Origin of the sequence: Caldanaerobacter sp., from assembly GCF_049701115.1 — a bacterium.
Classification (GTDB): Bacteria; Bacillota; Thermoanaerobacteria; order Thermoanaerobacterales; family Thermoanaerobacteraceae; genus Thermoanaerobacter.
On the sequence record NZ_JBNATX010000012.1, the window covers coordinates 12,327 to 33,759 of the forward strand.

Sequence of the window (21,433 nt, forward strand, 5' to 3'; positions counted from 1 at the left end):
TTCTCTCTATCATAGCTAATACCTCCTTTCTATTTTGTAAATTGGCCCAGGGCCTTGTCACTATGAAAATTACCGCCTGTTGAGAATTTCTAATGCTTTTTCATAATCCTCTTTGCTTACAAGTATAACAGGCCCTGTACAGCCCATACCACTCTCTGCATAAATTCCTTTTTCCCATAAGAGTTTCACCATATCTTCAAGCTCCAGAACATCAATCCCAGAGATCTCTTCTGTAACTGGTTTTTTCTTAGGTATTTTAATAGAAATTTGCTTCTCTGATATTTCTCTACTCTTCAACCCTTTTATTACATCCCCAAATCCTGCTCTTTTAACTAATTCAAACTCTTTTGATGCAATTTCAAAGATGTTCCCTTTTACTAAATCCGCCGCAAACCTTATGGCATTAGCAGCTACAGGAGCTCCAGAAGCTCGAGATAAAATCAGTATAAGCCTTTCATAGTTTTCACCTATCCCCGGTCCATAACCATATCCCAACGCTTCATAGTCTCCTCCCGTAGTATAAGCAGAGAGAATCTTTACAATGATATTTCCTGTAAGTGTGTCCGTCACCATAACATCACAGGAAGCGGACAAAAGGTCGTTCCCCCTCATTATCAAGCCGCCATCCTGCCTTATAGAAGTTGCAAAGTCTATGTCATAACCTCTTTCCCGAAGCTCAAGCAAAATCCGCTCAACCTGTCTTGCACCATCTACATTTAAGATTCCTATTCTAGGCTTTTTAATCCCCAACGCTTTTGCCACAATATTGCCGTACACAGCATTTCTCACCATAGCTTCTATTCTATCAAAAGCAGCTGTACCTGTTGTGGTAGCTATCAAAATTTCCTTACCTTTCGCAGGTGTCACCACTCTTCCTACTGTAGCAACACCAAGAGGGAAATTGTAATGCATTGTGACACAGGCATCCAGTTCTTTTCTATCTAATAAATCCTCCATTATTTTGTGGCATTCTTCAAGTGTCTTTGCTTCATAACATTTTAAGTCACTATCTCCCTTATCCCCGATGAGTACAACTTCGACATCACTAAACCTCTCTTGCGCCATCATAGCTCCCAGGATTATTTCAGAACTTCCATGTTCACTGCCTAAGGTAGTTATTCCTACTCTTATTTTTCTGCTGTATTCCCCCCTCTCAACAAAATCCGCCATTTGATTAAAAATCTCTGCAATTACTTTCTTGTTCATTTTTTACACCTCACTACCTATGAGATGCTCTGCAAGGTCCCTCAGAGCTTTAGCTATCATCTTCCTTATCTCTTTTTCTTCAACTCCCTTTTCTTCTTTTTGCCCCGCATTTGCTTCTATAATCATTGAAATCCCGTCAAACAGATTTGTCATGCGCCCTAAAAAGAGACTTCCTTTTCCTATTATCATAGCTCTTTTAATTTCTCCCTTTAGTATTTTTTCTCTTATATGTCCTAATGCAGGAACACCTGAAGGAATGTGCCCCTGAGTAGGAGCAAAACCAGGCATTCCGTGTTTTAGTATAAATTCATCTATTTGACTCTTTTCTATATCTCCACGCTTCACACCTAGTGCTGCAATCATCTTGTAGTTAGCTTTAGGGACATCTCCTGCACCTGCTGGTTCTGTTATCTCTGGGTTTTGCATCTCAACTGAATATTTGTCAACCTCCGTTATCTTAAGCCCCAGCTTTTCAAGAGGTTCTATCACCAGGGCATGCATAACAGCCTGAGGTGAAGCACCTGCCCCTATTGTATGCTTTCCAATGCTATCTAATCTAATAATCGGGCTTACGCCATCATCTTGAGAAATCAGCACAGCAAATCCGCCCAACACATCCTCAAGAACAGGCAACCCTTTTTTAACATGGTCCCTTCCATTCATTCCCAGTTTAGCAGCAGCCCCACCTGCCACTACAACTATATTTCTAAAAACACCTGCTTTTACTAATGCCGCAGCACTCAAAAGGGCATGGGCAGGTCCGGCGCAAAATCCCCTTACATCTGCACCTGTTGCATTACTGCAACCTACAATTTCGCCGATGGCTTTTGCAAAGTTCCCGCCACCTCTCTGATTCATGTCTCCACACGCTTCTTCTGAACATTCTAGTATGTAGTCTATTTCTTCCGGACTCATCCCTGTATTTTTTAACAAATGCTTAAAGGCCAGTACTGCAGAAGCCTTTGTGGCCAGATTTTCCAACATTACATGGGAGGAAAGAGTTATATCTTTGTCATGGGCTTTCTTCACACATCCAACTATTTTGCCGTTAAATCTAAGAGGTACCGCCTTATTTTCTATCTGCCTCTCTATCTCCTCTAAAGAAACTCCTCCTTTTAATCTTGACAAATCTTTCTCACCGATCAATGGATGTCCTTCTAATTTTCTTCTAACTTCTTCTACAAAGTCTTTTTCCAAAAGCACTAAATCAAAAACGTCAGCTATCTGCATCAAAGCGTAAAACTCATCCTCAGGCATTATCTCTCCAAATGGCCCAAATCTATTGGGAGGTAATGAATTTTGGTACCATGGCCGTGGAATATCATTCAGTTTATCAGGATATATATTCCCTATATAAGATTGATTCGGTGGGTAAGAAATACAGTCTTCATAAGACCTTATATAATCATTTATTTTTAAAAGATAATCAGAATTCTTGTTTTCTCTTTCTAATATCTGAGTTGTACCTGCTTCCAGCATCACGTTAGGCACATGAACCAAAATATGACTGCATCCTTTTATCACTGGATTCATCAGCGCCACTCCTTTCACATGAAATTGCAGCTCTTTTAAAAAGAGCTGCATAAAATTTTATTCAAAAACAGTTTGCCCTTCTATATCCGTTTCTAAAGCTTTTAGAGCCTTTTCTACTATTTTTTTTCTTAAAGCATATTCTTCTTTAGCCCCAAGAGAAGGATTGCCTAATGGATGTGGTATAGCTACTGCTGGTACAATTCTATTCGCACCTACTGTCTTAGAAATCGGAATTATAGTGCAAACGTGAACTGTTGGTATACCTGCCCTTTCCAACTCTTTTACCATCGTTGCACCGCAACGAGTACAGGTTCCTCAGGTAGAGGTTAGAATAACAGCCTGCACTTTGGCTTCAAGCAATTCCTTGGCAATATTTTGAGCAAATCTTTTCGCATTAGCTACTGAAGTGCCATTTCCCACAGTAGCATAGTAGTAGTTATAAAGCTTGCCAATCTTGCCCTCCCTCTCTAATTCCCTTAAAGCGTCAACCGGAAGCACCCTGTCAGGATCTTCATTGGCGTATACAGGGTCATACCCTCCATGAGCCGTTTCATGGGTTTCACTTGTTAAATTATCTATTCCTTCTATGCTATATTTGCCGTACTTAGAAGCACTGGAAGATTCTATGTGGTCTGGATTGCCCTTAGGAACTATTCCGCCTGAAGTGACAAGTGCGATCAGCGCCTCTTTGACATTCACGGCTTTAGCAGGAGGAACTCTGTCAAATTCAGGCATAGGATATTCCGTGGTAAAAGGCTCTCCTTTTAACTTTTTGATGAGCATCTCAACAGCTCTTTTTGAGGCTCTTTCTTCAGCAAATACATTTTTTCTCATTCCTCTTGGAATGTATCCTTCTTCGTCAGGCGTACCTATGGGTTCTTTAAGACCTAATTTCAAGGCTAACCTTGCCATTTTAGAAACCGCATCTTTCATCCCTGCTGCCGAATCAGTAGTTTTTATAATATACACGTACTTCCTATACAGGTCAACTCCTGGGTTTTCAGGATACATTCCAGTAACCGCAGGGATGCCAAACCTATCTTGGACGGCTTTACAAACGGTGCCACAAGCTGTTCCATACCTTCCCGCATTAAAAGCAGGACCAGCTATGAAAAGATCAGGCTTATATTTTTCAATCATCTGCAGAATTTCTTGTGTAGCCTTTTCAATGTTTTCGTTAAAATAGCTGTCCCCACAGATTATTGTTGCTACAATCTCTGCTTTATCGCCAAAAGAACTTTTAAAAGCCATTCCCGGGCCTACGGGTCCTTCTTTCACCATGGGTGGAATTGAAGCTTTGTCTTCTCCTCCAATCTGACCAAAAAATTGATTTAAATAATGGACAACCCTTAACAAATTATCTCCTCCTTTCGAGGAAAACTTAATATTTTGAATACTGTTCTCTTATAGACCTGACTTCTTTAGAAATTGCCTCAACATCCAGCACCATCTCCATCATGCCGACCTGTTCATCATACACATTGGGGTCTATCTCCTTCTTTATTTCCTCTTCTAATATGTGGTAAACTCTGAGTCCCAACGGGACCCCTGCCAGCGGACCTGCATAGGTAGGATCTCCATTTGTAACCGTTTCTGCAGCCAAACTTGCAGCTTCTGCTTCATTGCTTCCCAAAATTACTACTACATTTTCCGGACCGTATTTTTCGGCTAACTCTTTAATCCTACCCTGGATCTCCAGGTCCATTGCTCCTGCAGCAGTTCAGACAAAGCATTCAGTTGCAGTAAACACCACTTCAGCCCCGGTTGTCTTTATACATTCTTCAATGGCAGGACCTGGTATTCCATCCCTATCGCCTACTATTATCACTTTCTTACCTTCTAACATTCTTTCTACCTCCCTTTAATATTCTCTTGCAGTCAGTGTATTAAATCCCACTTCAGAAGTAGAACCAGTAATAGCCTGTAATTCTACCTCTATGCTGCCATCTTCTTTAACGCTTCCCTCAAAACCACCAGCTATTACATTTGCTGCTTCTATATGCCCTATAATCTTTTTCATTTTTGGGAGCCTTATTATCTCATTTGCATTTCCTGTACTTACAACAGCATTTGCTCTCGGGTCTGCATCTGCTAAAGACTGAGACAAACCGTCTCTTCCTGCAAATTCATCTGTAACAAGGACCGTTTTTATTCCTTTCTCTTCCAGCTTACGACAATTCATTATCAAGTCTGTGTCTGGATTCCCGAAACCTTCTTCTGAAATAATGACTCCCTCAAGCCCAAGGTATTCTGCCAATTTGGCTGTATAATCAGAAGACCTTTCTTTGTCCGCTAGCGTGACATTTTCATTTGTTATGATTATTCCCACAAAATTTATCTCTTTGCCATGCTTTTCATATAAATCTTCTATGATGGGATTATTCATGTGAACATAGGTGGTATTTTTATCGCAGGCTGAAACGCAATTGCCGCTGACTATAGCCCCGTCCATCACTTCTGTAGGATAAATGAAAGTTGGAACAATTTTCTTAGCATCAACTCCATACACATAAGTATCGTGAAGCAACCCCTGGCTCTGTAACATGTAAATATACCCTATTCTAGGCAAATCGGGATACTTTTTCACACTTTCCAAAAGTGGCAAAGTTTCATATTCCTTTATCTCATCAGGTTCTACATCTCTTCCAGCTTCCCCTATCAAAGCTGCTGCTTTTAAACCAGCTATTCTTACAACTTCCTCATGTTCATGTTTTGGAAGCCCTTCTACGGGTTCACACACCACTACGATATTTATAAGCTTGGAAAAAGGAGTATATTTTGCACCTTCCCCTGACATGTCAATTATGCCTTCCTGGAATCCTACAATCCTTCCAGTCGTCACCACAGCTGTCCCCTTTAAGGCATGGGTCCTACCCTCTCCTACTGTCTCTACCTTGCTTATAAACCCTGGAAATATTCCTCCTTTCCCTCTAACTTTGACACGCGGTTCAATTACGTCCTTTACCGGTATTATTCTCACTTCTTCTCCCGGCTTTGCAATTTCTATATCTACTCTTTCTAATCTGCTGTCTTGCTTTAAAGCTTTAATTATTTCTTCTTTATTTAAGTAAAGCACTCCATCTTTTACTTTTGTTGTATCAGAAAACACAACATCCTTTATATAAATATTTCCTATCTCCAGTTTCATAAAATCACCTCCTTTAAATATGCTTTTTTATCATCTCCTCAATCTTCTCTACTGTCACATCTTTTGATATTTCATCTACTTTTTCTCCATTTTTGTAAAGCTGAAAAGTTGGAAGTCCTAATACCTTCAAAGAAATGCACAATCTCCTGTTTTGTGAAGCGTCTAATTTGCAAAATTTAACTTTATCAGCATATTTTTGCTCTAACTTTTCTACTTCAGGCATTAAAGCAAGGCACTGTTCGCACTTTGGTCCCCAAAAGTCAATTAAAACCAATTTTTCTTCCTTTTTTACTACTTCATCAAAATTATCTTTATTAACTTCGATCACCCATTCTCACCTCCTATCAACATTCCAATTCTTCAATATATCTCTCAGCAGCTACTGCTGCTATAGCCCCATCTGCCGCTGCTGTCACAATTTGCCTTAATAATTTCACTCTACAATCTCCTGCAGCAAAAACCCCTGCAACATTTGTCCTCATATTTTCATCGGTTAAAATATATCCTCTTTCATCCATTTCAATTAACCCCCTAAAGATCTCCGTACAAGGCTTCATCCCGATGAAAATAAACACCCCATCCGTTTTTACTTCCTTCAACTCTCCTGTTTTGACGTTTCTCACTATAACTTTCTCTACTATCCCATCCCCTTCTATCCTTTCCACTACGCTGTCCCACAGAAATTTTATTTTGGGATTTTTAAAAGCCTTATCTTGTAAACATTTGTTTGCTCTTAACTTATCTCTTCTATGGATAATTGTAACGTTTTTAGCAAATTTAGTGAGGTATAACGCCTCCTGAACAGCAGAGTCCCCTCCCCCTACCACTACCACATCCAAATCAGTAAAGAAATCTGCATCACAGGTTGCGCAATAAGAAACTCCTTTGCCTATAAATTCTTCTTCTCCTGGCACATTTAATTTCATATGTTCCGCTCCTGTAGCAATTATAATAGTCTTTCCTTCATAACAGCCTTTTGTAGTTATAACCTTTTTTATCTTTTCGCTCAATTCTATTTTTTTGACTTCTTCCATGACAAAACGAGTTCCAAAAGATTCCGCCTGTTCTCTCATCCTCTTTACAATTTTAGGTCCTGTCGCCTCTTCCACAGAACCGGGATAATTTTCTATGTCATCCGTTATAGCAGCTTGGCCTCCAATCTTACTTCTTTCAAAAACTACGGTATTCATCTTCCCTCTTGAAGCGTAAATCGCTGCAGATAGTCCAGCAGGTCCTCCACCAATTATGAGGCAATCATATAAAGTAGACACAATTTCACCTCGCTATTCTCTAAAAGTTTCTATAACTTCTTTTATCAATTCTTTATCAAGGTAGGCAAGGTCATTTAAAACCTTTTCATTCTCTATATAATTTATTCCTTCCTTCTCTATTATCTCTTTTACTTTAAGAAGGCATCCTTCAATTATCACCACACTATTAAAATCAACGGTACCTTTACTTTCCTTGAGCAAAACGGATTTAAAGGGAGAACAATCTGGTTTTACATTTCCTGCAAGAGGATGGGACATTAAGACATACCCTTTATGGATGAGGTCTCTACACCTTGTCAATACATTAACAATTGTTCCTTCAATAAACTCACAATCTTGAGGATATACATCTCTCACTAGAGGGTTATTTGTGACAATAACGTATTTCATAATATCACCAAAAAGGGGAATAAAAGGACTTTGCGCCTTTTATTCCCCGTCTGTTTACCTGAGAGATTCTTCTTACTGGAAGAATTGCTCCTTCGGTGCCTCTCTAGAGGCTCTCCGGGATACAGTCCGAATGCGGTCCTTTTGCCTGAGAGTTTCACGAGTATACAGGCCATATACCCGCTTGCTCCTTCGGCTCCCAATTAGGGGCTCTCCCGCATTCTTCATCCCATTAATATTAAATTGTTTGTTAAATATCTTTCGACTTATATTATAATCCACTTATTTACCAATGTCAATAGAAACATTACGCTTTTACCACCCTTAAAGTCGTCATTTTTTCTACTATTGAATACATGTTAGAAACAGTACCTACGAGAAGTTTTTCTTTTAACCCATAAAAGTCCAAGCACGTACCACAAGATATGATTTCTATCCCCTCTTTCTCTAAATTTTTTAATTCTTCAATGACTTCAGAGCCTTCTGTAGTAAGTCTTACACCATTATTTATAAAGATCACACTCTTGGGCCTTTTAATTTGTTCTTTCAATGAAATAATAAAACTCTTCATGAGCATCTTCCCTAGTCTTTCATCGCCTTCGCCAAATTTGTCCGAGGTTATAACCACTACATACTCATCCTGTATTTCTTCTTTCATAATCCTTTTTTTATATATATTTATATAGAATCCATTGTCCCTTTCTTCAACGGCTACCTCGCAACCAATACCTCTGGCAAATTTAGAAACGTTTTCTTTTGCTGTTTCGTTATCTACGATCACTAGAATTTTACCTTCCTCCATTTCTTCAAGAGCTTTTTTAGTCATAATAACAGGGATGGGGCAATTTTTACCCCTTGCATCAACAGTTCGTTCCATAAACAATTCCTCCTCTCCAAATTTACTATAAAAGGCAGGTTTTAAAACCTGCCTTTTATAACTCTTTATTCTTATTATATCACTTAACTTCTCCTTTGACAAAAAGCTGCCAAAGCATCCAAAGCAGCTGAGCTTATAGGATATGAGACTGGAGATGGAGTTAAAAGGGGATGTGTTGCTACCTGGAAAGTAGCCAATTCTGAAGCAGTTGTACCTTTTTGAATTGCTACACTTAAAATATTTATCATCTCGCCTACATTATCTCCTCCAGCTAGCTGGGCTCCAAGCATAACACCAGAACATCTTGAAAAAATCAGTTTTATTTTTACGTTCATAGTGTTTGGCAAGGTTCCAGGATGTTTATCCATTGTATTGAATTCTCCCACAATTATATCAAATCCTTCTGCTCTAGCCTGAGTCTCTGTCAAACCTGCTGCCCCAAAAGCTGTATTGTATATTTTTGTAGAGAAAGCACTTATAGTTCCTTTGTTTTCTCTTACCAATCTCAACTCAAATGCATTAACTCCAGCAATTTTAGCCTCATTAGCTGCAATAGAAGCTAAAAGTATTGGAACATTCTTTCTCGTAAAGAAACATTTCTTTTCTGCACAGTCACCTACTGCAAAAATATCTGGGTCATTTGTCCTCATGTACTCATCGACAGTTATTGCACCCTTTTCATTAACTTTAATGCCAGCCTCTTCGGCTAATTTTGTATTAGGCTTTACACCCATAGCAACAATTACGACATCTGCCTTTATTTTTTCACCAGAGTCAATCTCTACTTCCTTTACCTTTTTATCTCCTATGAATCGCGTGACTTTAGTGCCTGTAAGAACTTTTATTCCATGCTCTTTCAGCTTGGCTTCTGCCATATCACTAAACTCTGGATCAAAAGCCTGCCAGAGAAGTTTATCTGCCACTTCTATTATAGTTACATTTTTACCTAATAATTGTATCTGCTCTGCCATTTCAACTCCAATGAAGCCTCCACCCACTACTACAACATCTTCTGCCTCGTTAATCTTTTGTTGAACATACTTCAAGTATTCTTCTTCTTTTTTAATCGTGAAAATGTTCTCTAAATCATAACCGGGAATAAACGTAGGAACTACCGGTAGGGACCCTGTAGCTAAGATTAATTTTTTATAAAAAATATCCCCGCTCTTTTTTGTTAAAACCTTTTTATTTTCTCTATCAATAGAAACAACTTCATCTATAACCAATTCAACTCCTGCATTTGTTAGCATAGAATCAGGTATTACATTTTTTGAAGTATCTTTTAAAGTACCAAAAATATAAGGAATTCCACAAGGAACCATGACTCTTTCAGCCATTCTTATAACTGTAACTTTTTTGTCTCTGTACGCTTTTTTAGCAGACAAAGCTGCTAAAATTCCACCCGCACTTCCCCCAATTACTAAAACATCTGTTTGCATACCTCAAATTACCTCCTAATGACATTTTCTTATCCCCACCCTGAGGGGACCTCCTCTTCAATTATAGGCCTCTAATGAAATTATGTCAATAAAATATCAAAAAATTTGTTAAAAAAATAGTTTAACAATCGGATTGATTTTTCTTTAACAAATGTTTTATACTTATTATAAGAAGAAAGCGAGCGTGATATGCCGTGATGAAAGAATTAACATCAGAAAAAAATATCTCTAGTTTAATTGAAAAGTTAGAAAAAGAGCATTTTCTTGACAAAGAAGGCCTTGTAATGCTTCTCTCTATGGAAAATCCCTCTGAACTTTATAAAGTTGCAGACAGAATAAGGAAAAAATATGTAGGAAATGAAGTGCATTTAAGAGGTCTTATAGAATTTAGCAATTACTGTCACAATACCTGCTTTTACTGTGGATTAAGAGGCCCAAATAAAGCAATCAAGCGCTACAGAATGGAACCCGAAGAAATAATAGAATGCGCCAAAAGAGGAGTAGAAATGGGGCTTAAAACAATAGTGCTCCAAAGCGGAGAGGACAGATATTATAAAATAACTACTTTATGTAACATAGTAGAAAAAATAAAGGAGATGGATGTAGCTGTCACACTAAGCATTGGTGAACTTTCTAAAAAAGAATATGCTGAATTAAAAAAAGCGGGTGCCGACAGATATCTTCTTCGCATTGAAACTACTAATAGGGAGCTTTATCGGAAGCTACATCCTGGCATGAGTTATGAAAACCGCTTAAGGTGTCTCATGGATTTAAGAGAACTGGGATATGAGGTAGGCACGGGAAGTCTGATTGGACTTCCTGGTCAGACATTAGAAATGTTAGCAGAAGATTTGCTGTTTTTTAAAAAAATCGACGCTGACATGCTGGGAATTGGTCCTTTTATACCCTGTGAAAACACTCCTTTAGAAAAAGAAAAAGGTGGAGATGTTAATTTAGTGCTCAAGATGATAGCTCTTTCAAGGCTTCTTCTCCCTGATATAAATATACCTGCTACTACCGCTTTAGCAGTCAAAGACAAGGATGGTTACGCAAAAGGGCTTCAATGCGGAGCCAATGTGATAATGCCTAATATAGGAATGGAAGAGTATAAAAGACTTTACAAGCTCTATCCGGGCAAAGTGCCGGATGACCCCAATGAAGCTGTAAACAATATAGAAAATATTAAAAAAATAATACTATCCCTCAACAGAATTATTGGCAAAGATAAAGGCTATCGCAAAAAGGTCTTTCACTGATGCGATAGCCTTTTATCTAAGATATAGCTCCTACCGGACATATATCAATACATCTTCCACAATCCCTGCACTTATTTGGATCTATGTGAGCAATGCCATCTCTCAATTCAATTGCATTAAAAGGACAGAATCTTATGCACTCGCCGCATCCAACACATTTTGTCTCATCAACCTTTGGTTTAGGCGGTTTGGTATATTTGTAACTCTCCTTTTTATCTTCTTCTTTAGCACTTGGACTAACAGGTGGAGGCGGTGCAAAGTAATTCCCCATAGCCATCGTATCTTTTCTTATCATAGGTCCTCCACACATTGGACATTTTAAGGTGTAACAGGGAACTCCTCTCTGATGGGGCATTTCATATCCACAATTTTGGCATACACAGGTCCCATCAGGTCCAAACCCTGCTCCTCTCCCATAGCCTCTTCCTCTTCCAAAACCGCCACCGCCATAGCCTCCGCCAAAACCGCCGCCTCTTCCCATTCCTCTTCCAAAACCAGGCATTAAAATCGTCCCCTTCTATAAAGATTTACTGCAATAAAGCTTTATAGCCTCTTCAACTGTATCAGCTTCTTTCAACACCACAGGTGTCTTATTCCATTCTTCTTTTATCCTTTTCTGGCTCTCTCTGCCCATTGACCTGCCTATAAAAACATCACAATCTTTTAAAACCTCCATTATTTCTTCTGTCTCTGCATGTTTGTGTTTCCCTTCTCCATATGGATTTTCTCTTTCTTCCACCTTCTTGAAATTATTCTCTTCATCTACCTCAAATATTATAAAAAATTTGCTCATTCCAAAATGTTTATCTGAAAGGTGTACTTTATCATTAGAACCAATAGCTACCTTCACTATGAATACCTCCTATATTTATCTAATTAAACTACAAAAGAAGAACTGGTGCTAAGATAAGAAATGCTATCTTTTAACACAGACTTTAATATACTATACTCGTCTATACCTGTACAATGTCCAGTGAGCACTCTTTTTACACCGTATTCCTCAATTTTTTCAGCAATATCCCTTATTTCCTCTTCTTTCATGCCTCTTAAGTGAAATCCACCTATCAAAGATTTTATATTTTTCCCTTTAAATCTATTTTTTGCTGTCTCTATTATGTTCAAAATCCCTGCATGAGAACAACCTGTCACCACGTTTATACTATCGTCTTCTTCTACTACCACAAAAACCTCATCTAGAAATTTATCAGGAACTTTTTGTCCATCTTTTTCTGTAAAGAAATTCTTTGTAGTAAACTCATTATTGTATTTGACCTCTGTATTTGTTATCACATGAAATCCTTCTTCTATTTCCGTATCTCTCTCTATCAACACGAAATTATCTCTATGCATTTGATAAAAAGAAGAATCAAAACCTATCTCCTCCAATTTCCCACTTTTCCTTAACGCATATTTTTTATCTAATATATTTTTATGAGCATATATCTTCACGTCTGGCCTTCTTTTTATAAGGCTCTCCAATCCTCCTATATGGTCATAATGGCCATGTGTAAGTACTACTTTTTTTATCCTATCTATATCTATTCCCATGAGGTTGCAGTTCTTTATAAAATTTCCGCTTTGACCCGTATCCACCACTATTTCTTTATCACCTTTTTTAAGAAGGAGAGAAAGACCATGCTCTGCTACAAGATTCTTTGTAAAAACCACATTTTCTATTAGTACCTGCACTTCCAATTACTTTCATCCCCCTTTCTTAGTGAAAATGTCCATGGGAGCCATGCTCCTCGCAAGGACCTTTTTCCTTTTTAAGCTCTCCTTCCACATATTTCTTAATGACCTCCAATACTTCTCCCTCTGCTCCTGTGATCACATCTATTCCGTAGCTTTCAAAAAGTTCAAGAGCACTCATCCCCATGCCGCCAGAAATCACACAGTCTACACCCCTTTCCTTTAAAAACTCTGGGAGAAAGCCCGGCCTATGCCCCGGATTGCGCAAAAAATAGGAGTTCTTTATTTTACTATCCTCTATTTCAAACACCCAAAATCCTTCACAATGACCGAAGTGCATTGAAACCTGATTTCCCTCAGAAGCAACGGCTATTTTCATTCTTTCACCACCTTTTCTTTTAAGATATTTTCTATATTCTTCCACATGTCTAAAATTTGATTGTAGACAGGACTTTCAGGATACTCCTTTAAGGTTTTAAAATCCCTTAAAGCCTTCACAACTGTTTCGTCAAAATTGATTTTCCCCACAACAGGGATCCCACTTTCTTTGCAATAGTTCTCTATTTCGTCAGAAACTTTTTTATTAAGGTCCCATTTATTTATACAAACAGCTATAGGTATCTTAAAACTTTCCACCGTTGAAATAACCCTTTTCATATCTGAAAACCCGGAAAGCGTAGGTTCTGTAACAATCAAGATTAAATCTGTGCCGGTTGCCGAAGCTAACACAGGGCATCCAATTCCAGGTGTACCATCGATTATCAGGTATTCTTCTCCCTCCGCTACTTCTTTTGCCTTTTTTCTAACTTCTGTTACTAATTTACCGGAGCCATCCGCTCCAGGAAACAGCTCTGCATATACGATTTTTTCTCCATCTTTCGTCTTAGCATACAAGATGTGGCCTGTTTTTTCCTCTACCATTTTAATAGCTCCGACAGGACATTTGTACATGCACAAGCCACAACCTTCACAGTAGTACGGATTTACCTCAAAGTTAGAAATTGCATTAAATCGGCAAAGTTCTTCACAAAGACCACACTCTATACACTTGTCTCTCTCAATCACTGCAACTTCTTTGCCATAGAAGTCCTGCTTGTCTATTATTTCTCCCTTAAGCATTATATTTAAATTAGGAGCTTCAACATCGCAATCGGCCATGATCTTATTTTTGACAATCGTAGCCAATGTAGTAGCAACCGTGGTCTTGCCCGTTCCGCCCTTTCCACTCAAAATAGCTATCTGTTTCATTTCCTTATCAACTCCAATATATCTTTTGCTAAACGTTCAAATATACCCTTTATCTCTTCATCCACCTCAACTAAAAGTTTTCCTTTTGAATAAGACTCTGCAAGTTCTCTTTTGAAAGGAATCTTGGCCAAAACTTTTATTCCTTCTCCTGCTGCGTATTCCTCTATAAGTTCGTCTTTTTCTCCAGCTTTATTAATAACAATTCCCATAGGCAGTTTCATGTCTTTTACCAGCTTCACCGCTAAGTCAAGGTCATGCAGTCCATAAGGAGTCGGTTCTGTAACAAGAAGGCAGAAATCACTGTTCTCGATTGAATGGATTACAGGACAAGAAGTACCTGGAGGACTGTCCACGATAACAGGTTTGTCTAACTCTTCTATTCTTTTGTTTATTTCTCTTAAAATTGGTACTCCCGTCGCCTCTCCGTAATTTAGCTTCCCGTCTATAAAACCTATGCCCTGGCTATTGCCTTCTCTAATTTCTCCCACCTTTTTTGGTACTTCTCTTATGGCATCATAGGGGCATATTTCATAACACGCCCCACAAGAATGGCACAAATGGTCAAAAACCAAAATTTTTTTTAAGAGCTTGGTCAACGCTCCAAATCTACATGCCTTCACGCACTCCCCACACAAAGTACATTTTCCATAGTCTATCTCTGGTATTAACACATTAACATCCTTTTGAATCTCTATCTGTGGCTTTAAAAAAAGGTGACCGTTAGGTTCTTCTACATCGCAATCTACATAGTAAACCTCTTTTAAAGTTCTTGCCAAATTCACTGCTACTGTTGTTTTACCTGTTCCACCTTTCCCACTTAAGACAGAAATCTTGACTTTCTTCATTTTTGCTGCTCCTTTACCAGTGATGATGATGTCCTTGGTTTGTAGGTTCCGTTATTTTTTCTAATTCTCCCTTTTTAAAAGCCTCTATGTTTTTTTTGACATCCCCATCCATCGCCTTGTAGACAGGAATATCTGCCTCTTTAAAGACTTCCATAGCATTAGGCCCTACATTACTGGAAATCACTGCTTCCACTTGTTCATCCAAAAGAAGCTGTGCAGCCTTTGTTCCTGCACCACTGCTTTGACCCATAGCAGTATTGTCAATCACTTTATACTCCATTGAACTAGTATCCACAATCAAAAAATACTGTGCTCTCCCAAATCTTGTATCTACTTGGGATTCCAAATTCTTACCCTGAGAAGAAATAGCTACTTTCATGCTTCGTTCCCTCCAATCATTTTTGACATATGTTAATTTCCACTTTCTAATATATTATTATTTTTAGCTCATGTCAATAAATTATTAAACAAGTGTATGTTACAAATTAAAGTAAATCATAACTAAAAAAATGAGCAGCCACATTTATGTGACTGCACCTTCAAACCATTAATCCTCTTTTTTATCTTCTTTCCTCTCTAGTTGGTCCAATCTCTCTCTTATATATTTTAGCTGGTCCTCTAAATACTTCGCTTCTGCACTTAAAATGTCCTTCTCATTTACATTGTATGGATTATACGGTACATTTGCTGGAGGTACGTTACCATACCACCATCCTCTTCCCCATCCAGGAAGTCCTGTCAAGTAGTAAGCCCATCTCCAGCCAAATCCTCTACCTCTCCCCCATCCTGGACCTCTTCCCCACCAACCCCAATATCCTCCAATAGGGTTTAAGTAACCAGGCACATTGTATCCTGAACAATATCCTAACCCTCTTCCGGTTCTTGGACCTAATCCGAGAGGACCAGTTCTATCTCCTCTTGGCATATCAATCCCTCCTTTTATATTGGTCATATGACCATTATCTAGTTATATAATATCACCATTTTGAACTTATGTCAATAATATTTTGTGCAGAAAAATAATTTTTAAACACAAAATTCGAATGGAATAAATGTATAAATGTGATATAATGAAGTCAAGTAAAGAAGCTGACGCAAAATTAAAGTTGAAAGGATGAAAAAGATGCCCAAAATATCCCCCTTTGAAAAGCACTTTGACAGATATGAAGAGTGGTTTGTAGAAAATGAGTATGCTTACCAATCAGAACTCGACGCTGTGAAACTTTTGATGCCCAAATTTGAAAAGGGTTTAGAAGTGGGAATTGGGACAGGAAGATTTGCACTGCCTTTAGGGATAAAAAATGGGATAGAGCCTTCTTTGCAAATGAGAAAAATAGCAATAGAAAAAGGGCTTAATGTAATAGAAGGAGTAGCAGAAAATCTGCCCTTTGAAGACAGCTCTTTTGACCTTGTTTTAATGGTAACTACGATATGTTTTGTAGACGATCCATTGAGGGCATTAAAAGAATGCTACAGAGTACTAAAAAACAATGGAACAATATTGATAGGCTTTGTAGACAGAGATAGCACAATAGGGAGAATATATCAAGCAAATAAGGAGAAAAGCCTTTTTTACAAAGAAGCCACCTTTTTCACAACAGCTGAAATAGTAGAATCGCTGTATGAAGCAGGTTTTAAAAATTTCAATTTTTCTCAGACTATATTTAAAAAACTCGACGAAATAAAAGAAAAAGAGCCTGTAAAGTACGGCTTTGGAAAAGGGTCATTTGTGGTCATAAGTGCAAAAAAATAGAGATCTTCTAAATCTTTGAGAGTAGGCTTTTTAATGTATTTATAAATTTTTCTTCATCCTCTGTCAAACCATCCTTTGAAGAATCATCAGTTTTTAACGGCACTCTCAAAGTTCCTGATAAAACCACCTGCACATTTTGGTTTCTGTCCACAATTATAGAAATTGGCTCTAATGCACCGCTAAGTACAGCCAAAATGACCATTATCTGGGATGGCTTGAGTATTCCCTTTCTGTCACTGTTTCCTCCTGAAGAACCCTTTTCATCGTCCTTTTCTTCACTCTCTTCTTCATTAATCCCTTCGTTGCCTTTCTCTACTCTAAGTTTTAAAAGAAGCTCTTTAAGCTGTTCTACAAAATTATCGGGCTCAAACATTTCTATCCCCCTGACATATTATCTTATAGGCAACGGGAAAATTATTATAGCGGGCTCTTCAGGTCTCGCATATCCTAAAGCAAAATAGAGTATCAATGTAAAAATAACCACAAACAAATAGGCATCAAAACCCTCTTTTTGCTTTTCCATCAATATCACTCTTTCTCAAATTTATCTGCTCATTTCTATATATGCCTTTACTCCTGGCCTTGTGCTTGTTTATTTATTAAAAATAGGCTTCTGCATCAGCAGAAGCCTATTTCTTTTCTCCTTTATAGATTATAGCCTCTTCATCCACATAAATTTCAACAGGCTTATATACATTCTCAATCCCTTTTGAATCCTTCAAAGTTTCTATCCTGTACATTGAAGACCTGTACCAGTTAAGCTTCGGTTCCACCTGCACAAAGTCATAGGGCTTGCCCACAGTTGTCAAAAGATAGTCCCAATTCACATAATGGCTGAAGTCATAAATTATATCAGTAATAGCTACTTTAAATTTGCTCGTTAGAATTTGCTGAAAAATATTCCACTTCTCCAAAGAAGCCTCTATTAAAGTCACACCGAAATAACCCGCACAGCCTTCACCTTTTAGAGTAGAAATCCCTCTTCCTATTGTAAGCTCTAGAGCATCCACCGTCTCCGGCGGATCAGTTATAAAGGTGTCAAAGTAGCCTATATACTTCTCTGGAAGTTTATCTCTGAAGTCATATTTCATCGCTTCTATGGGAAGATTTAATTCTTTTGCCTTCCTATTGATATAATCAACCAACCTATCATCTATTTCCAGGACCACAATCTCTTTAGGCATTTGTGACAACCCTGCCGCAATGCTAACTAAGTCATCATCACCCAAAACAAATAGCTTTTTCCCCTCCAAGTCTCCTCTTTCAGCCATTAAAGCAATTCTGGCAATAGTGGTATTTGTCGTAACAAACCCTTGGTCATAATCGCTAATAGCCTTTGGCCTGTCCTCAGTTACTTCGTCAAATTTCTTTATGAGGTCTGAAAGCAGAGAGAGGTTTATTCCCCTTCCTTCACAATGGGGGCAAGTATAGGTCCTTTTTGGAAAGATGTTTTGCTCTTTTAAATACTCCATACCCTTCTCTGTAAATTTTATCTCCTTCTCTTCAGTTACAGCTACAAAACCTTCTTTCCTTAAAATCTCAACTGCTTCTGCAACTACCGGAAAAGGCTTTTGAGATAGCGTAATTATCTCCCAAAAGTGATTGGTAGATGCAGAAGCAGATAAGATTTTCTCTACATCCTTAGCAGAGGTTACAACACCTGTATTCCTGCTTATTTCCTCCGCTATCTCCTGTAGTTTTTTCATCACCTCACCCCCTGAAGTAATTAATTTTCATAATACCCTATAGGGGTATACCCCGTTCAGATCCCTTTTTAATGGACCGAATAAAATTATACATCCTGCCAAATGAAAAAGTCAAGGGGAGATTTTCAACACTAATACAGATGACAAGCTACAAAATGTCCCTTTTCAACTTCTTTTAGTTCTGGTTCTACCTCTTCGCATATTTTCCCCTTTTTTACAAAGCATCTGGTACTAAATCTACAGCCTTTTGGCGGATTCACAGGAGATGGTACAGTGCCTTCTAATATTATTCTTTCCCTTCTTTTTGATTTATCAACAGAGGGAATGGCAGAAAGCAAAGCTTTTGTATAGGGGTGAAGTGGGTTGAAGAAAATATCCTCAGTTTTTCCCATTTCTACAATTTTTCCTAGATACATCACCGCAACTCTATCGCTTACATGATATACAACACTCAAATCATGTGCTATAAAAAGATAAGTAAGGTTTAACTCTTCCTTCAATTCCTCTAGAAGGTTTATAATTTGCGCCTGTATTGACACATCAAGGGCTGAAACTGGCTCGTCAGCCACAATAAATTCAGGGCTCATTGCTAAAGCACGTGCTATGCCTATCCTCTGCCTCTGTCCACCTGAAAATTCATGGGGATAAGAATCCATCTGCCTGTAATTTAAACCAACTCTATTCAAAAGATACATAATTCTCTCTTCTCTCTCGTGAGGGTCTTTTACGCCAGAGGCAATCAAAGGTACTGACAAAATCTGCCTTACTGTCTTCCTGGGATTTAAAGAAGAATAAGGGTTTTGAAAAATTATCTGAGCTTTTTTTCTGTATTCTTTTAACTTTTCTCCTCTTGCCCTAGTCATGTCTTCCCCTTCAAATATTATCTTTCCCTCTGTAGGTTCATAAAGCCTTACAATCGTACGTCCTAGTGTAGTTTTCCCACAGCCACTTTCTCCAACCAGCCCCAGAGTCTCCCCCTTGTTTATGTCAAGGCTTATATCATCAACAGCTTTTACAACCCTTTTCTTTTTCTTAGCTACAAGCTTCATTAACAAGTCTGGCTCTTCTATGAAATATTTCTTGAGATTTTTTATTTGAATAAAAGTGCCATTTCCCATATCTAACACCCCATCTTTTAGAGGTACTTTATACACCTCACAAGTTCTCCATCTGAAACCTCAATTAAAGGAATGGTAACTTCTTTGCATTCTTCCACTGCTTCTTCACACCGCTCATAAAAAGGGCAGCCTTTAGGTGAAAGAGAAGCCAAATCCGGGACATTTCCCGGTATAGCGTAAAGTTTTTCTTTTTTCCGAGTTATTTTAGGTATAGACTTCAAAAGCCCTTTTGTATAAGGATGCTTTGGTTCTTCTATTACTTTGTCTACAGGTCCTTTTTCCACTATTTGCCCGGCGTACATGACAGCTATTTCATCGCAAAACTCCGCCGCCACTGCCAGATCATGAGTTACAAAAATTATGGAGGTGCCGTTTACCTCATTTATTTGTCTCAATAAATCCAAAATTTGTGCCTGAATTGTCACATCAAGTGCAGTTGTAGGTTCATCTGCCAGAAGTAGTTTAGGATTACATGAAAGAGCAATAGCAATTATAGCTCTTTGCTGCATACCTCCACTGAACTGATGGGGATAAGAAAAATATCTTTTTTCAGGATATGATATCCCGACTTTTTCCATAAGTTCTACTGCCTTTTCATATTCTTTTTTTCTTCTGTCCCTTTTCCTGAGAAAACCTAATATACCTTCTTTTTCAGGCTTTATTATATTGTGAACCCTCAAGGATTCCCTTATCTGCTCTCCTACAGGAAACACTGGATTTAATGTGGTCATTGGGTCTTGAAATATCATGGCTATGTCCTTTCCCCTTATTTCTCTCATCTCTTGAGCCGATTTTTTGAGAAGGTCCTCTCCTTCAAAGAGAATTTCCCCTTCTACAATTTTACCCGGGTAAGGGACAAGCCTTAAAATAGAAAGCAAAGTCATGCTTTTCCCTGAACCCGATTCTCCTACAAGGCCTAAAATTTTCCCTCTTTCAAGTATTAGGTCAATCCCATTTACCGCTTTTACTAATCCCCTATCTGTCTCAAAAGTCACTTTCAAATTTTTAATCTCAAGCATTTATTCACTTCCTTCCACTTTAAGCCTCGGGTCTAATATGTCTCTTAATCCTTCTCCAAAAAGGTTGATGCTAAGTACCAGTATCACTAAAGCTATGCCTGGAAGAGTAGATATCCAGTAGGCGTCAAATATGTGGTTCCTTCCTGAATTTATTAAAGAACCCCATGTAGGAATATCCGGCGGCACACCTAAACCTAAATAGCTCAAAGATGCCTCCATAATTATCATGTATCCCATTCTCAATGTGGCAAGGACAAATATTGACTGGAATATATTAGGCATAATTTCTGATACAATTATCGCACCATTGCTTCTACCCAAAGCCTGAGCAGCTTCTACATATTCTTTATTTTTCTCCTCCAAGACTTCACCTCTTACTAATCTAAAAAATTCCACCCAGCTTTTAAATGTCAGAGCTAAAATCAAATTCCAGAATCCGGGCCCCAAAACTGCCATTACTCCAACTGCAAATATTAAGAAAGGAAAAGAAAGCAAAAAATCAGCAAAGCGAGAAATCACAGTATCAATTGTTCCTCTGTAGTATCCTGCAATTGCTCCTAAGAAAGTCCCAATAGATGCTGAAATTAAAACAGTCAAAAAGCCGACCAGTATTGATATTCTAGAACCGTATATAATCTGTGTAAGCAAATCTCTTCCTACCTGATCAGTTCCCAGTGGATGTGCCCACGTTCCTCCACTCCACACAGGGGGCAATAGTCTTGCTGAAAGGTCTGAGTATTTAACGCTGTAAGGTGAAATAAAAGGTGCGAATACAGCCATTAAAATATAGGCTATAATTGTAAGCATTCCAATTAAAGCAGTTGGATGCTTTTTTATCTTCCCTAAAAGGCTTAAAAGGTTAGTTATTAAATTTGATTTTTTATAAGATACTTCGTAGTACTTTGCAGGCACTATCCCATTTTTTATAGTCATTTAAA

General features: G+C 38.2%; 27 protein-coding genes and 1 riboswitch. Of the genes, 2 read left to right on the top strand and 25 right to left on the bottom strand.

The features are described 5' to 3' along the window. Positions 1-69 precede the first annotated feature (69 nt). The 10 genes from grdD to ACPLVE_RS05330 form a co-directional block, all read right to left on the bottom strand. On the bottom strand, positions 70-1,206 hold the full coding sequence (gene grdD, locus ACPLVE_RS05285) for a glycine/sarcosine/betaine reductase complex component C subunit alpha (RefSeq protein WP_424610473.1): 1,137 nt from the start codon (positions 1,204-1,206) through the stop codon (positions 70-72). Positions 1,207-1,209: 3 nt separating this feature from the next. Further along, a complete protein-coding gene (gene grdC / locus ACPLVE_RS05290) occupies positions 1,210-2,739 on the bottom strand; it encodes a glycine/sarcosine/betaine reductase complex component C subunit beta (protein ID WP_424610475.1) in 1,530 nt (509 codons plus the stop codon). A 57-nt stretch (positions 2,740-2,796) separates the two neighbouring features. Continuing rightward, complete coding sequence (grdB, locus tag ACPLVE_RS05295; RefSeq protein ID WP_424610476.1) at positions 2,797-4,095, bottom strand: glycine reductase complex selenoprotein B; 1,299 nt, start codon at positions 4,093-4,095, stop codon at positions 2,797-2,799. Between the two features lie 25 nt (positions 4,096-4,120). Next, a complete protein-coding gene (grdA, locus tag ACPLVE_RS05300; RefSeq protein ID WP_170270738.1) occupies positions 4,121-4,585 on the bottom strand; it encodes a glycine/sarcosine/betaine reductase complex selenoprotein A in 465 nt (154 codons plus the stop codon). Positions 4,586-4,600: 15 nt separating this feature from the next. Then, complete coding sequence (locus tag ACPLVE_RS05305; RefSeq protein WP_424610478.1) at positions 4,601-5,887, bottom strand: glycine/sarcosine/betaine reductase component B subunit; 1,287 nt, start codon at positions 5,885-5,887, stop codon at positions 4,601-4,603. 13 nt (positions 5,888-5,900) lie between these two features. Beyond that, positions 5,901-6,215, bottom strand: coding sequence for a thioredoxin TrxA (gene trxA / locus ACPLVE_RS05310; protein WP_022587022.1), 315 nt, complete (start codon positions 6,213-6,215; stop codon positions 5,901-5,903). Between the two features lie 16 nt (positions 6,216-6,231). Beyond that, positions 6,232-7,158, bottom strand: a complete 927-nt coding sequence (trxB, locus tag ACPLVE_RS05315) for a thioredoxin-disulfide reductase (protein WP_424610481.1) — start codon at positions 7,156-7,158, stop codon at positions 6,232-6,234. A 12-nt stretch (positions 7,159-7,170) separates the two neighbouring features. Then, a complete protein-coding gene (locus ACPLVE_RS05320; RefSeq protein ID WP_424610483.1) occupies positions 7,171-7,548 on the bottom strand; it encodes a GrdX family protein in 378 nt (125 codons plus the stop codon). 123 nt (positions 7,549-7,671) lie between these two features. Next, a riboswitch (glycine riboswitch) is annotated at positions 7,672-7,773 on the bottom strand. Positions 7,774-7,852: 79 nt separating this feature from the next. Beyond that, on the bottom strand, positions 7,853-8,422 hold the full coding sequence (yedF, locus tag ACPLVE_RS05325) for a sulfurtransferase-like selenium metabolism protein YedF (RefSeq protein WP_424610485.1): 570 nt from the start codon (positions 8,420-8,422) through the stop codon (positions 7,853-7,855). A gap of 83 nt (positions 8,423-8,505) precedes the next feature. Next, a complete protein-coding gene (locus ACPLVE_RS05330; protein ID WP_424610486.1) occupies positions 8,506-9,861 on the bottom strand; it encodes an FAD-dependent oxidoreductase in 1,356 nt (451 codons plus the stop codon). Between the two features lie 197 nt (positions 9,862-10,058). Between ACPLVE_RS05330 and hydE the strand changes: the two genes are divergently transcribed. Beyond that, entirely contained in the window at positions 10,059-11,117 is a 1,059-nt protein-coding gene (gene hydE, locus ACPLVE_RS05335) for a [FeFe] hydrogenase H-cluster radical SAM maturase HydE (protein ID WP_424610488.1), read from the top strand. 16 nt (positions 11,118-11,133) lie between these two features. Here hydE and ACPLVE_RS05340 read toward each other — a convergent pair whose 3' ends face one another. The 9 genes from ACPLVE_RS05340 to ACPLVE_RS05380 form a co-directional block, all read right to left on the bottom strand. Further along, a complete protein-coding gene (locus tag ACPLVE_RS05340; RefSeq protein WP_424610490.1) occupies positions 11,134-11,412 on the bottom strand; it encodes a DUF362 domain-containing protein in 279 nt (92 codons plus the stop codon). A 23-nt stretch (positions 11,413-11,435) separates the two neighbouring features. Then, positions 11,436-11,609, bottom strand: a complete 174-nt coding sequence (locus tag ACPLVE_RS05345; protein ID WP_424610491.1) for a hypothetical protein — start codon at positions 11,607-11,609, stop codon at positions 11,436-11,438. A gap of 25 nt (positions 11,610-11,634) precedes the next feature. Further along, entirely contained in the window at positions 11,635-11,967 is a 333-nt protein-coding gene (locus ACPLVE_RS05350; protein WP_424610493.1) for a NifB/NifX family molybdenum-iron cluster-binding protein, read from the bottom strand. Positions 11,968-11,993: 26 nt separating this feature from the next. Further along, entirely contained in the window at positions 11,994-12,812 is an 819-nt protein-coding gene (locus ACPLVE_RS05355) for an MBL fold metallo-hydrolase (protein ID WP_424610495.1), read from the bottom strand. A gap of 19 nt (positions 12,813-12,831) precedes the next feature. Further along, positions 12,832-13,185, bottom strand: coding sequence for a NifB/NifX family molybdenum-iron cluster-binding protein (locus tag ACPLVE_RS05360; protein WP_424610496.1), 354 nt, complete (start codon positions 13,183-13,185; stop codon positions 12,832-12,834). After that, on the bottom strand, positions 13,182-14,054 hold the full coding sequence (locus ACPLVE_RS05365) for an ATP-binding protein (RefSeq protein WP_424610498.1): 873 nt from the start codon (positions 14,052-14,054) through the stop codon (positions 13,182-13,184). The genes ACPLVE_RS05360 and ACPLVE_RS05365 overlap by 4 nt, the downstream gene beginning before the upstream one ends. Further along, positions 14,051-14,899 (bottom strand): P-loop NTPase, encoded by an 849-nt coding sequence (locus ACPLVE_RS05370; RefSeq protein WP_424610499.1) that lies wholly within the window; start codon positions 14,897-14,899, stop codon positions 14,051-14,053. The genes ACPLVE_RS05365 and ACPLVE_RS05370 overlap by 4 nt, the downstream gene beginning before the upstream one ends. A 13-nt stretch (positions 14,900-14,912) precedes the next feature. Beyond that, positions 14,913-15,278, bottom strand: coding sequence for a NifB/NifX family molybdenum-iron cluster-binding protein (locus ACPLVE_RS05375; protein ID WP_424610501.1), 366 nt, complete (start codon positions 15,276-15,278; stop codon positions 14,913-14,915). A 168-nt stretch (positions 15,279-15,446) separates the two neighbouring features. Beyond that, positions 15,447-15,824, bottom strand: coding sequence for a DUF5320 domain-containing protein (locus ACPLVE_RS05380; RefSeq protein ID WP_424610503.1), 378 nt, complete (start codon positions 15,822-15,824; stop codon positions 15,447-15,449). 198 nt (positions 15,825-16,022) lie between these two features. Here ACPLVE_RS05380 and ACPLVE_RS05385 point away from each other — a divergent pair, with 198 nt between their 5' ends. Continuing rightward, positions 16,023-16,652: a methyltransferase domain-containing protein gene (locus ACPLVE_RS05385; protein WP_424610504.1), complete on the top strand. Its 630-nt coding sequence runs from the start codon at positions 16,023-16,025 to the stop codon at positions 16,650-16,652. Between the two features lie 7 nt (positions 16,653-16,659). Here ACPLVE_RS05385 and ACPLVE_RS05390 read toward each other — a convergent pair whose 3' ends face one another. The 6 genes from ACPLVE_RS05390 to ACPLVE_RS05415 form a co-directional block, all read right to left on the bottom strand. Next, positions 16,660-17,025: a hypothetical protein gene (locus ACPLVE_RS05390; RefSeq protein WP_424610505.1), complete on the bottom strand. Its 366-nt coding sequence runs from the start codon at positions 17,023-17,025 to the stop codon at positions 16,660-16,662. Between the two features lie 18 nt (positions 17,026-17,043). Continuing rightward, on the bottom strand, positions 17,044-17,175 hold the full coding sequence (locus ACPLVE_RS05395) for a hypothetical protein (protein WP_022587203.1): 132 nt from the start codon (positions 17,173-17,175) through the stop codon (positions 17,044-17,046). Between the two features lie 106 nt (positions 17,176-17,281). Then, entirely contained in the window at positions 17,282-18,358 is a 1,077-nt protein-coding gene (locus tag ACPLVE_RS05400) for a bis-aminopropyl spermidine synthase family protein (RefSeq protein WP_011026055.1), read from the bottom strand. Positions 18,359-18,489: 131 nt separating this feature from the next. Next, the gene (locus tag ACPLVE_RS05405; protein ID WP_424610535.1) at positions 18,490-19,476 is read right to left on the bottom strand and encodes an ABC transporter ATP-binding protein; all 987 of its coding nucleotides are present in this window, start codon (positions 19,474-19,476) and stop codon (positions 18,490-18,492) included. Positions 19,477-19,493: 17 nt separating this feature from the next. Then, the gene (locus ACPLVE_RS05410; RefSeq protein WP_424610507.1) at positions 19,494-20,495 is read right to left on the bottom strand and encodes an ABC transporter ATP-binding protein; all 1,002 of its coding nucleotides are present in this window, start codon (positions 20,493-20,495) and stop codon (positions 19,494-19,496) included. Beyond that, positions 20,496-21,428, bottom strand: a complete 933-nt coding sequence (locus ACPLVE_RS05415; protein WP_424610509.1) for an ABC transporter permease — start codon at positions 21,426-21,428, stop codon at positions 20,496-20,498. Positions 21,429-21,433 lie beyond the last annotated feature (5 nt).